Origin of the sequence: Pseudomonas sp. DCB_BI (assembly GCF_026240995.1) — a bacterium.
Classification (GTDB): domain Bacteria; phylum Pseudomonadota; class Gammaproteobacteria; order Pseudomonadales; family Pseudomonadaceae; genus Aquipseudomonas.
The window spans coordinates 16,125-28,011 of sequence record NZ_JAPFCG010000018.1; the positions used below are offsets into that span (position 1 = coordinate 16,125).

Sequence of the window (11,887 nt, forward strand, 5' to 3'; positions counted from 1 at the left end):
CGCGAACGAGGCCGGCAAATCTACCCACCAAAAATCGACAGCTTCAACGGCCGCACGGCCCCCATCCAGATCGCATGATCCCGATGGTCCGCCAGTTCATCCCCGGTTTCCGGATGCATGAACACCACCAAGCCCTTGCGGTACAACGCCAGCCAAGGCAAGACTACCCCTACCACTTCAGGCCCGAATGCCAGCTGGCAACTCCAGTCCGGGTGCGGCCCCACCGGTTTCTGGTGCATGCGCCCCATGGTCACAGGGAATAGCCGCGCCGCTTCCTCGCATAGTTCACGCGCCTGCTCCATGGTCGACGCATCGTAGTAAATGTGGGCGTGGTAACCCTTGATCCTCTGCACGATAACTCCTGAGTGCGGTCCAACCATCACCACCTGCAAAGGGAGTGATGCAGTGAAAAACGCCGAAACCCCAGTGTTCAAGCTGGTCTTGTTCGGGCCTGAAAGCAGCCTGGGCAATGCCCTGACGCTCGAGCTGCTGTCGCGCCAGCACGAAGTCACCGCCGTGGTCGACGACCTCAACCGTCATTCGCCGCGCCCTGGCTTGCATTTCAAGATAGGCGGGCTGGGTGATGCCGACCAGGCGGAGCAGGGCGCAGCGGGCGGCTCGGCGGTGATTGCCGTGTTACCAGCGCTGGCGCCAGATGACCTGCCGGGGCAGGCGCGCTTGAGCGAGGCGCTGATAGTGGGACTTGCGCGTACGACTATACGCCGGCTGTTGTTGGTGGGCGATTTCGATGTGCTGGATCAGCCGGCCAAGTACAGCGAAGGGGAGCGGGAATGTGTCGACCACGTGGTTGATGGGCTGCAGCGCAGTGCATTGCGCTGGACACTGATCAATGCGCCACAGGAGCTGCCAGAGGCGGGGTGGGCACGTGTTGCGGCAGGGATGGTTGATATGCTGGAGCTGGATCTGCACCGCGGCGAGCATCTGAACTTCGTCATCTAGACCGTCCGGGCCGCAAGACCTCAATGGCTGCGCTCCTGCTCCAGCCAATCCACAAACCGCTCGATCAACGCCCCACGCCGCTTGCGCGGTGGCAACACCGCGTAATAACCGCGTTCCGAGCGCAAACTCCCCTCCAGCGGCCGACACAGCAACCCTTGCTCCACCAACCCATCCACCAGGTGCGCCCAGCCAATCGCCACCCCTTGCCCGGCAATCGCTGCCTGAATCAGCAAGGTATAGTTATCAAACCGCAACTGCCCCGCCGGCGGTGGGCTGTCCACACCAAACCCACGAAATACCCCCGCCCAGTCAAACCAGCGGCTGGCCTGCTCACCCTTCAAATGCAGCAGCGGCAATCGTTGCAAAGCCAAAGCAGACAAGGCTTTGCCATGAATCAGATGGGGGCTGCACACCGGGAACACTTCCTCATCGAATAGCCAGCGGCTTTCTCCTTGGTGAAAGCGTCCATCGCCAAACAGCACCGCCACATCAATGTCCGGGCGCAACATGCCCTGGCTGCGCTCACCCGTCACCAAGCTCACATCCACCTGTGGATAAGCCTCATGAAAGCGCTGCAGCCTTGGCATCAACCAGAACGCCGCAAAGGCAAAGTCGGTGGCCACCTGCAGCACTTCGCGCTGGCCGCGCCCGCCGGCCTGGGCAATACCGTCATCCATGGCCTGCAGCCCCTGGTGCACCTGTTCGAACAACACCTGGCCGGCCTCGGTCAGTGCGATACCCCGGTAAATACGATCGAACAGGCGCGTACCCAACTGCGCCTCCAACCGTTTCACCTGCTGGCTGACGGCCGGCTGCGTAGTGCCCAGCTCCAGCGCCGCTGCAGTAAAGCCGCGCAGACGCGCAGCAGCTTCGAAGACGCGCAAGGTATCCAGCGACAGCTCGGCAAGGTGCTCAAACATAAGCTTGGCTAATCCCAGTCATTGCCCGCCATGGGCTTTACCCATGTTATTCACAGTCGCATCTTGATAGGCAAGCGGTTCGCATAATCCTCAACGATGGAAGCCACCATGACGCGCCCGAATATCCTGTTCATCATGGCCGACCAGATGGCCGCACCCTTGCTGCCGATCTACGGCCCGTCGCCGATACAAATGCCACACCTGAGCCGCCTGGCCGAGCAGGCGGTGGTGTTCGACTCGGCCTACTGCAACAGCCCGCTGTGCGCACCGTCGCGCTTCACCCTGGTCAGCGGGCAGTTGCCCAGCCGCATCGGCGCCTACGACAACGCTGCCGATTTCCCCGCCGACGTACCCACTTACGCCCACTACCTGCGCCGCTTGGGCTACCGCACCGCGCTGTCGGGCAAGATGCACTTCTGCGGCCCGGACCAGTTGCACGGCTACGAAGAACGCCTGACCAGCGACATTTACCCGGCCGACTATGGCTGGGCGGTGAACTGGGATGAGCCCGACGTGCGCCCAAGCTGGTACCACAACATGTCCTCGGTATTGCAGGCGGGGCCATGCGTACGCACCAACCAGCTGGATTTCGACGAAGAAGTGGTGTTCAAGGCGCGCCAGTACCTTTATGACCATGTGCGCGAGAACGATGGCCGGCCGTTCTGCCTGACCGTGTCGATGACCCACCCGCATGATCCGTACACCATTCCAAAGCGCTATTGGGATCGCTACGAGGGTGTGGATATCCCTATGCCCCGCGCCGAATTCAGCCAGGCAGAGCTCGACCCGCATTCCCAGCGCCTGCTGAAGGTATACGACCTGTGGAACAAGCCGCTGCCTGTGGAAAAGATCCGCGATGCCCGCCGAGCCTACTTCGGTGCCTGCAGCTACATCGACGACAACATCGGCCAGCTGTTGCAGACACTGGAGGAATGCAACCTGGCCGATGACACCGTGATCGTGTTCTCCGGCGACCACGGCGATATGCTTGGCGAGCGGGGCCTCTGGTACAAGATGCACTGGTTCGAGATGTCGGCACGGGTGCCGTTGCTGGTCCATGCCCCCACACGCTTTGCCGCAGGCCGGGTCAGTGCATCGGTATCGACCTGCGACCTGCTGCCGACCTTGGTCGAACTGGCCGGTGGTGGTGTGGATAACCAGCTGCACCTGGACGGCCACTCGCTGCTTGGCCACCTCCAGGGGCAGGGCGGCCACGACGAAGTGATTGGCGAGTACATGGCCGAAGGCACCGTCGGCCCACTCATGATGATCCGCCGTGGGCCTTATAAATTCGTGTACAGCGAAGACGACCCTTGCCTACTCTATGACCTGAGCCGCGACCCGCACGAGCGGGAGAACCTCACCAGCAGCCCGGACCACCAGGCGCTGCTGCAGGCATTTGTCGATGAAGCGCGGCAGCGCTGGGACATCCCCAGCCTGCGCCAGCAGGTACTGGCCAGCCAGCGGCGCCGCCGCCTGGTGGCCGAGGCGCTGGCCATCGGCAAGCTGAAAAGCTGGGACCATCAACCGCTGGTGGACGCCAGCCAACAGTACATGCGTAACCACATCGATCTCGACGACCTCGAGCGCAAGGCACGTTATCCACAGCCCGCACCCATGGATTGAGAAGAGAGGCCGTCATGCACAAGTTCTCCGCCGCCGTATTCACCCTGGCCTTGGGCCTGGGTACCGCCACAGCCCACGCCGCCGACAGCGATGCGCAATGCAGCACCGTGAAAATGGCCGACCCCGGCTGGAGCGACATCGCCACCACCAACGCTGTGGCCCGCCTGTTGCTGGAAAGCCTGGGCTACCAGGTGAAGATCGACAGCCTCGCCGTACCGATCATCTACGGCGGCCTCAAGGACGGCCGGGTCGATGCGTTCCTTGGCAACTGGATGCCGGCGCAACAGGGCTTCCATGACAAGTTCATCGCGAATGGCGATGTGCAGCAGTTGTCACGTAACCTGGAAGGCACCGAGTTCACCCTGGCAGTGCCCGACTACGTGTGGAATGCCGGGGTGAAGGATTTTGCCGACCTGCAGAAGCATGCCGACCAGTTCGACAACAAGCTGTACGGGATCGGCTCTGGTGCACCTGCCAACTTGTCGCTGAAGGAAATCATCGACAAGAATGAATTCAACCTCGGCCAGTGGAAGCTGGTCGAGTCCAGTGAGCAGGCGATGCTGGCGCAGGTCGACCGTGCGGTGAAAAAGCAGCAGTTCATCACCTTCCTCGGCTGGACCCCGCACCCGATGAACGTGAAGCTGAAAATGCACTACCTGACCGGTGGGGAAAAGTGGTTCGGCAGCAAGGGCGAGGTGTACACGCTGACCCGCAAAGGTTATCCACAAGCCTGCCCGAATGCCGCGAAGCTGCTGGGTAACCTCAAGTTCACACTGGACATGGAAAACAGCATCATGGCAGAGGTGGTGGACAAGAAGATCAGCTTCGATGAGGCGGTCAGGGCATGGGTGAAAGCGCATCCTGAACAGTTGGAGGGGTGGTTGGCCGGAGTTACCACCAAGGCTGATGGTGATGCCCTGGAGGCCGTCCAAGCCAAACTGTAATCTCAGACACGACACGCTTCTGTGGGAGCGGGTTCACCCGCGAATGCCGTATGGAATGTACCGACGCATTCGCGGGTAAACCCGCTCCCACAGGGGACAGTGGACCTTTGGAAATGTGAATATCTCATGCATCGCATCATCCACTTGCTGCCCTTCCTCACCTGGCTTCCCCGCCAGTCGGGCCGCAGCCTGCGCCAGGATCTGCTAGTGGGCCTGAGCGGTGCCATCCTCGCCCTGCCGCAATCCATCGCTTACGCTCTGATCGCCGGCCTGCCCGCCGAGTACGGCCTGTACGCGGCCATCGTCCCAGTGCTGATCGCTTGCCTTTGGGGTTCCTCCTGGCACCTGATCTGCGGCCCGACCGCGGCCATTTCCATCGTGCTCTACGCCAGCATCAGCCCACTGGCCGTGGCCGGCAGTGCCGACTACATCACCCTGGTGCTGCTGCTCACCTTCCTCGGCGGCATCTTCCAATTGCTGCTGGGGCTGCTGCGCTTTGGCGCGTTGGTCAACTTCGTATCGCATTCCGTGGTGCTGGGTTTCACCCTCGGCGCAGCCATCGTCATCGCCCTGGGCCAACTGCCGAACCTGCTGGGCATGGACCTGCCCAGCCAGTCCACGGCGCTGAAGACCGTGCAAGACCTGGCCAGCCATGCCGGTGAGGTCGATCTGCCGTCGCTGGTCCTTGGCCTGGCCACTGTGGTGATCGGCGTGGTATTCAAACTGTGGCGCCCACGCTGGCCCAGCCTGTTGATAAGCCTGATCGTAGTCAGCCTGCTGGCCTGGCTGCTGCCGGGTTTGTTTGGCCATGTGCCGAGGGTGACCGCCTTCACCGGGCAACTGCCGCCCTTCAGCCCGCTGCCCTTGTTGGACGTGGAATTGATACTGCGGCTGCTGCCCAGTGCCGTTGCGGTGGGCATGCTGGGGCTGGTCACCAGTCTGTCGATTGCCCGTTCATTGTCGGCACGGTCGGAACAGCTGATCGACCCTGACCAGGAAATTCGAGCACAGGGCCTGTCCAACATTGCCGGGGCGTTTTTCTCTGGTTACCTGTCTGCCGGTTCCTTCACCCGCTCGGGCCTGAGCTATGAGGCCGGCGCCCGCTCGCCCATGGCCGGGGTGTTCTCGGCGCTGTGGGTGGCGCTGTTCGCCGTTGGCGGCGCCGGGTTGATCGCGCACCTGCCGATTCCAGCGATGGCTGGCAGTATTCTGCTGATCTGCTGGGGGTTGGTTGACCACAGGGCCATCCGCGCGCTGTTCCGGGTCAGCCGCTCAGAGTTCCTGGTGATGGCATTGACGGCGGCGGCGACCTTGCTGCTGGAGTTGCAGACGGCGATCTATGCCGGGGTACTGGCGTCGCTGTTCTTCTATCTGAAGCGCACCTCACGGCCACGGGTGCAGCAAAGCCGCGAAGGGGAGGCGGATGTGCTGCGGGTGGGCGGGTCGATCTTCTTTGGCGCAGCGCATTACCTGCAGGTGCGCCTGCAGCGCTGCCAGGGGCCGCATGTGGTGATCGATGCGCGGCAGGTGAATTTTATCGATTATTCCGGTGTGGATATGTTGCACCGCGAGGCACGGCGGTTGCGTCGATTGGGGGGGAGCTTGACCTTGCACCGGGCCAGGCCGCAGGTGATCGAGGAATTGCAGAAGCTGGAAGGGGTGGAGTTGTGCCCAATCCGGTTTGAGGAGTGAGGTTGGGATTCTGGGGCTGCTTTGCAGCCCCGGCAATCTCAGCCCCGAGCAAGTTGCCGGCGCAATTCAGCCAATACCGGCGCCGTGTCCGGCCTCACGCCACGCCAGATAAAGAAGGCTTCGGCCGCCTGCTCAGCCAGCATCCCCAAGCCATCCATTACCTTGGCAGCCCCCAACTTGGTAGCCCACTGGCAAAACGGCGTCGGCGCCTTGCCATACATCATGTCGTAGCAAACCGTCCGACCTGCCTCGACCAGGCTGTCGGCAATAGGCGGCAATTCCCCGGCCAAACTCGCCGAAGTGGCGTTGATGATCACATCCACCGGCTCCTGCAACCAAGCGAACCCGCTGGCCACCACCGGCCCGAGTTCATCGAACTCACGCGCCAGCTGCTCGGCCTTTTCCACAGTACGGTTGGCGATGACCAGCGACTGCGGCTTGTGGGCCAGAATCGGCTCCAGCACCCCACGTACCGCGCCACCGGCACCCAGGATAAGAATACGCTTGCCGGCCAGCTCGACCCCGGCATTCACCGTCAAGTCACGCACCAGGCCTGCACCATCGGTGTTGTCGCCCTGCAGGGTGCCATCAGCCAGCTTGCTCAGCGTGTTCACTGCACCCGCGCGCTGGGCCCGGGGGGTCAGGCTGTCGCACAGGCGGTAGGCCTCTTCCTTGAACGGCACGGTGACGTTGCCGCCGCTGCCTTGCTTGAAAAAGCCGCGCGCGCAGTCGCTGAACTCATCCAGTGGCGCGAGCAGAGTGGCGTATTGCAGGTCTTCGCCGGTCTGCTCGGCGAACAGGCGGTGGATCAGCGGCGACTTGCTGTGGCCGATCGGGTTACCAAAAACGACGTACTGGTCCATGACGGCTCCTTGGTTGTCCACAGGCTTACTGGCCAAGCCAGTCGCGGTCTTGCAGGAAGTATTCGGTCAGGCGTGCTTCTTCACTGCCAGGCGTGGCCTTCCAGTCATAGCCCCAGCGTACCTGCGGTGGCAGCGACATGAGAATGGACTCGGTACGCCCGCCCGACTGCAGGCCAAACAGGGTGCCACGGTCGTAGACCAGGTTGAACTCAACGTAGCGGCCGCGACGGTACTCCTGAAACTCGCGCTGCTGCGGGGTGTAGGGCGTGTCCTTGCGGCGCTGGACGATCGGCAGGTAGGCATCGACGAAGGCATCGCCAATGGCGCGGATGAAGGCAAAGCAGGTGTCGAAGTCCCACTCGTTCAGGTCATCAAAGAACAGGCCGCCGATGCCGCGTGGCTCGCCACGGTGCTTGAGGTGGAAATAGCGGTCGCACCAGGCCTTGTAGCGCGGGTACACGTCGGCGCCGAACGGCGCGCAGGCCTGCTCGGCCACACGGTGCCAGTGAATGCAGTCTTCTTCATTGCCGTAGTACGGCGTCAGGTCAAAGCCGCCACCGAACCACCATACGGCCTCTTCACCTTCTTTTTCGGCGATGAAGAACCGCACGTTGGCATGGGAGGTCGGCACATGCGGGTTGTGCGGGTGGATCACCAGCGACACCCCCAAGGCCTCAAAGCCACGGCCCGCCAGTTCGGGGCGGTGGGCGCTGGCCGATGGCGGCAGGCCTGCGCCGAATACGTGCGAGAAGTTGACCCCGCCCTTCTCGATCAGCTTGCCGTCACCGATCACCCGCGTACGGCCCCCACCCCCGGCTTCGCGCACCCAGGCATCCTCGACGAAACGGGCGCCGCCGTCTTCGGTTTCGAGGGCAGAGCAGATGCGGTCTTGCAGGTCGAGCAGGTAGGCTTTCACGGCCTCGGTGCGGCTAGTCATCGGGTCACCAGGAACGGGCAGGGAAGAATTCGCCGCGTAGCATACCACCGCCAGCGCGCGCGCCGCAGTTGACGGCGATCAAGCAAAGGCGTCCGATAGAAGGCCTTTTCCGATCCCGACTACAGGAGTGCGAGATGGCCAAGCGTATCCAGTTCAGCCAGCATGGCGGCCCGGAAGTGCTGCAGTTTGTGGACTTCGAACCCGCCCCACCCGGGCCCCAGCAGGTGCGTGTGCGCAACCATGCAATCGGCCTGAATTTCATCGACACGTACTTTCGCAGCGGGCTGTATGCACCGCCGTCCCTGCCTTCGGGCCTGGGTACCGAGGCGGCCGGCGTGGTCGAGGCCGTGGGCGAGGGAGTGACCCGCCTGAAGGTGGGTGACCGCGTGGCCCATGCCGGTGGCCCGCTGGGTGCATACAGCGAGGTGCATACGCTGCCGGAAGCCAACCTGGTCAAGCTGCCCGACAACATCAGCTTCGAGCAGGCGGCAGCGGTGATGCTCAAAGGTTTGACCGTGCAATACCTGCTGAAGCAGACCTACGAGGTGAAGGCGGGGGATGTGATCCTGTTCCACGCCGCAGCGGGTGGGGTCGGTTCGCTGGCCTGCCAGTGGGCCAAGGCCCTGGGCGCCAAGCTGATCGGCACCGTGAGTTCTGCCGAGAAGGCCGAGCGCGCCAAGGCGCTGGGGGCTTGGGCGACCATCGACTACAGCCATGAAGACGTGGCCAAGCGGGTGCTGGAGCTGACCGACGGCAAGAAATGCCCGGTGGTGTATGACGGCGTGGGCGCCGACACCTGGCTGACCTCGCTGGACTGCCTGCAGCCGCGCGGGTTGATGGTGAGCTTTGGCAACGCTTCCGGTGCGGTGAGCGGGGTGAACCTGGGGATCCTGGCGCAGAAGGGCTCGCTGTATGTCACCCGGCCGACCTTGGCCACCTATGCCAACAATGCCGAGAACACCCAGGCCATGGCCGATGACCTGTTTGCGATGATTGCGAGCGGGAAGCTGGTTGTGGATATCCAGCAGCGGTATCCGTTGAGCGAAGCGGCCAAAGCGCAGGCAGAGCTGTCGGCGCGCAGGACTGTGGGGTCGACTGTCTTGTTGCCTTGAGAAACGCGGGGAATTGCGTCAGGGCGGCCAGGCGCTTGCCTTGAGAGTTTCAGCGCCTGTGAAATCGAGCGCCGCCCGCGCGGCGCTTCGCGGGACAAGCCCGCTCCCACATCTGTTTCGGGCCAATTATTCCTGTGTCAGGTGGGTTGCAGCTTTGGTACATGGCTGCAGATCAAGGAACTGCAGTTGCGCAACCCTCGATATCAAATGGAACAAACAAAGCGGGCAGCGGTGACTTCCCAGAAGGGATTGGCCCGAAACAAATGTGGGAGCGGGCTTGCCCCGCGATGCGCCGCGCGGGCGGCGCTCGATCTCATAGGCGAAGAGAGCTTCAAGGCTGGCACCCGTCAGCCCTCACACAATCACCCGCCAACCGAGACAAATCAGAAAAATCTGCGGAAGGCTTGTGGAAAGATGTCAGCCCGGCCGAACGACCTCGCCGGTTGCCAGGTTGCGAATCACACTCGGGTTCTTCCGGCCCCCCAGCGCCCCGCCAAGCACCAGGTCCAGCTGGCCGTGGAAGTACTGCTCCACCCGCAACCGGGTCTTCGCCGCCGGGCGCCCGCCAGGGTTGCACGAGGTGGAAATCAGCGGCCCCACCAGTGCGCACAGTTCACGCACCACCGGGTGATCACTGACCCGTAGCGCCACCGTGTCATGCTCCCCGGTCACCCACTCGGGCAACAGGTCCTGGTGCGGCACCAGCCAGGTGTTCGGCCCCGGCCAGGTGCTGCCCATGCGGTCGATCCAGTCTTCGGGGAAGTCCTCGAACAGGAAGTCGAACTGACGGATGTTGTCGGCGATCAGAATCAGCCCTTTATCCACAGGGCGCGACTTCAGCGCCAGCAGGCGATACACCGCGTCCTCATTCCATGGATCGCAGCCCAGGCCCCAGACCGCTTCCGTCGGGTAGGCGATCACTGCACCCGCCCGGATCTCACGTGCGGCTTGTTGCACACGAAAACTGCTCACCATTGCTGTTACTCCGCCTATAAACATTGCCTGTGAGCAGTGTACTTAGCCCGCGCGGGCAAACCAACGCCCGGCTTCATTGCTGACACGGCCTTCGAGCTCGAGCTCGGTCAGCTGCGCCAGCACTTCGGCCAGTGGCTGCTCGCTGCAGTGGGCCAGGCTTTCAGTGGTTTGAGGCGCGGCATGCAGCAAGGCAAGCAGCGGGTGCTCGAATTTATCCACAACTGCAGGCGGTAGGTTCTGCCAGCCCTGCAGGCTTTCCATGATCTGCTCCACAGTTTCCACCAGCAACGCGCCGTCGCGAATCAACTGATGGCAGCCCTTGGCGCCGGGGTGGTGGATGGAGCCCGGTATGGCATACACCTCGCGGCCTTGTTCTGCCGCCAGGCGCGCCGTGATAAGCGAACCACTGGCCAAGCTGGCTTCGACCACCAGCACACCAAGCGAAAGCCCGCTGATGATGCGGTTGCGACGAGGGAAGTTGCCAGGCAATGGCCCGGCATCCAGCGGGTACTCCGAAACCAACGCGCCACCGTTGTCGATCATCGCCTGCGCAAGGGCTGTGTGACGCTGTGGATAAAGTTTTTGCAACCCCGTGCCAAGCACCCCGATCGTGCCCCCACCGGCCTGGAGTGCAGCCCGATGAGCGGCACCGTCAATCCCCACGGCCAGCCCGCTGGTGATAGTGAAACCTGCCTGCGACAGGTATCGGGAAAATGCTGCAGCGGTGTCGATTGCCGGGGGTGAAGCACGCCTGCTACCCACAATTGCCAGCTGCGGGCGTTCGAGCAGGGCAGGGTCACCGGCGACGAAAAGCAGCGGCGGAGCGTCATCGATTTCGCCCAGCAGTGGCGGGTAGCCAGGGCCGTCAAACATCAGCAAATGCTGGCCAGGGCGCTCTAGCCAGGCCATTGCGGCCAATGCGCCCTCGCGAATTTCGGCGCTGCGCCGGGCATCGATACTGGCCTGGGGTACGCCCAACGCGCGCCAGGCGCCGGCTGGTGCGCACAGTGCAGAAGAGGCACTGCCGAAGGCCTCCAACAAGGTACGAAAGCGTCGCAATCCGGTCTCCGGCAGACGATGCAGGCGTAATCGCGCCTCCAGCTCGGCAGGTGGAAGAGGCGACGAATGGTGACTCAACATGGGGATCATCCTTGATCAAAAAAGGGCCATCGACGTGGTACAAACTGTGGATAACTTTGTTGATAACGCTTTGACAACCTGTCCATCGAATGGGCCATAAGCAAGCTCTGAAAACCCTAGACCAGCTTTCACAGGTGCTGAAATCCCCTTTTCCCTTTATTATGTGTGCTCAGTTTTCAACCGAACGCACAGTGACTGCCTGACCTTATGGCCATCTTGAACATTCTCGAATTCCCGGACCCGCGCCTGCGCACCATCGCCAAGCCGGTGACGGTGTTCGACGACGCCCTGCGTCAGCTGATCGACGACATGTTTGAAACCATGTACGAAGCCCCTGGCATCGGCCTGGCCGCCACCCAGGTCAACGTGCACCTGCAGGTCGTGGTCATGGACCTCAGCGAAGACCGTAGCGAACCGCGCGTCTTCATCAACCCCACGGTCGAAGAGCTGACCCACGACATGGGCCAGTACCAGGAAGGCTGCCTGTCGGTACCCGGCTTCTACGAGAACGTCGACCGCCCGCTGCGGGTACGGGTGAAGGCCCAGGACCGCGATGGCAAGCCGTACGAACTGGAATGTGAAGGCCTGCTGGCGGTCTGCGTGCAGCACGAGTTCGATCACCTCAACGGCAAGCTGTTCGTCGACTACCTGTCGCAGCTCAAGCGCGACCGGATCAAGAAGAAGCTGGAAAAACAGCACCGCCAGCAAGCCTGATCCC

The 11,887-nt window shown here is 62.6% G+C and carries 12 protein-coding genes; 6 read left to right on the forward strand and 6 right to left on the reverse strand.

All coding sequences use genetic code 11. The annotated features are described in order from the left end of the window. Nucleotides 1-20: 20 nt before the first annotated feature. Nucleotides 21-353: a DOPA 4,5-dioxygenase family protein gene (locus OO258_RS19345; protein WP_110743521.1), complete on the reverse strand. Its 333-nt coding sequence runs from the start codon at nucleotides 351-353 to the stop codon at nucleotides 21-23. A gap of 52 nt (nucleotides 354-405) precedes the next feature. Here OO258_RS19345 and OO258_RS19350 point away from each other — a divergent pair, with 52 nt between their 5' ends. Next, nucleotides 406-960, forward strand: coding sequence for an NAD(P)H-binding protein (locus tag OO258_RS19350; RefSeq protein WP_266032074.1), 555 nt, complete (start codon nucleotides 406-408; stop codon nucleotides 958-960). A 20-nt stretch (nucleotides 961-980) separates the two neighbouring features. Here the strand turns inward: OO258_RS19350 and OO258_RS19355 are convergent, their stop codons facing one another. Then, entirely contained in the window at nucleotides 981-1,880 is a 900-nt protein-coding gene (locus OO258_RS19355) for a choline sulfate utilization transcriptional regulator (RefSeq protein WP_266032075.1), read from the reverse strand. A 108-nt stretch (nucleotides 1,881-1,988) separates the two neighbouring features. On the opposite strand from OO258_RS19355, the gene betC reads away from it, so the two are divergent. The 3 genes from betC to OO258_RS19370 all read left to right on the forward strand — a co-directional run bounded on the left by betC (nucleotide 1,989) and on the right by OO258_RS19370 (nucleotide 6,142). Continuing rightward, nucleotides 1,989-3,506 carry a choline-sulfatase gene (betC, locus tag OO258_RS19360; RefSeq protein ID WP_110743518.1) on the forward strand — a complete coding sequence of 506 codons (1,518 nt, stop codon included), beginning with the start codon at nucleotides 1,989-1,991 and terminating at the stop codon, nucleotides 3,504-3,506. Between the two features lie 14 nt (nucleotides 3,507-3,520). Next, nucleotides 3,521-4,450, forward strand: coding sequence for a choline ABC transporter substrate-binding protein (gene choX / locus OO258_RS19365; protein ID WP_266032076.1), 930 nt, complete (start codon nucleotides 3,521-3,523; stop codon nucleotides 4,448-4,450). A 126-nt stretch (nucleotides 4,451-4,576) separates the two neighbouring features. After that, nucleotides 4,577-6,142: a SulP family inorganic anion transporter gene (locus OO258_RS19370; protein ID WP_266032077.1), complete on the forward strand. Its 1,566-nt coding sequence runs from the start codon at nucleotides 4,577-4,579 to the stop codon at nucleotides 6,140-6,142. A 38-nt stretch (nucleotides 6,143-6,180) separates the two neighbouring features. Here OO258_RS19370 and aroE read toward each other — a convergent pair whose 3' ends face one another. Together aroE and hemF are read right to left on the reverse strand one after the other, a co-directional pair. Then, nucleotides 6,181-7,005 carry a shikimate dehydrogenase gene (gene aroE / locus OO258_RS19375; RefSeq protein ID WP_266032078.1) on the reverse strand — a complete coding sequence of 275 codons (825 nt, stop codon included), beginning with the start codon at nucleotides 7,003-7,005 and terminating at the stop codon, nucleotides 6,181-6,183. 25 nt (nucleotides 7,006-7,030) lie between these two features. Beyond that, on the reverse strand, nucleotides 7,031-7,942 hold the full coding sequence (gene hemF, locus OO258_RS19380; protein WP_266032079.1) for an oxygen-dependent coproporphyrinogen oxidase: 912 nt from the start codon (nucleotides 7,940-7,942) through the stop codon (nucleotides 7,031-7,033). Between the two features lie 134 nt (nucleotides 7,943-8,076). Here hemF and OO258_RS19385 point away from each other — a divergent pair, with 134 nt between their 5' ends. Next, nucleotides 8,077-9,054, forward strand: coding sequence for an NADPH:quinone reductase (locus tag OO258_RS19385; RefSeq protein WP_266032080.1), 978 nt, complete (start codon nucleotides 8,077-8,079; stop codon nucleotides 9,052-9,054). Between the two features lie 417 nt (nucleotides 9,055-9,471). Here OO258_RS19385 and OO258_RS19390 read toward each other — a convergent pair whose 3' ends face one another. After that, complete coding sequence (locus OO258_RS19390; RefSeq protein ID WP_266032081.1) at nucleotides 9,472-10,029, reverse strand: L-threonylcarbamoyladenylate synthase; 558 nt, start codon at nucleotides 10,027-10,029, stop codon at nucleotides 9,472-9,474. Between the two features lie 42 nt (nucleotides 10,030-10,071). Continuing rightward, nucleotides 10,072-11,169: a DNA-processing protein DprA gene (dprA, locus tag OO258_RS19395; RefSeq protein WP_266032082.1), complete on the reverse strand. Its 1,098-nt coding sequence runs from the start codon at nucleotides 11,167-11,169 to the stop codon at nucleotides 10,072-10,074. 207 nt (nucleotides 11,170-11,376) lie between these two features. Between dprA and def the strand changes: the two genes are divergently transcribed. Beyond that, on the forward strand, nucleotides 11,377-11,883 hold the full coding sequence (def, locus tag OO258_RS19400) for a peptide deformylase (protein ID WP_016712797.1): 507 nt from the start codon (nucleotides 11,377-11,379) through the stop codon (nucleotides 11,881-11,883). The last annotated feature ends 4 nt before the right edge of the window (nucleotides 11,884-11,887 follow it).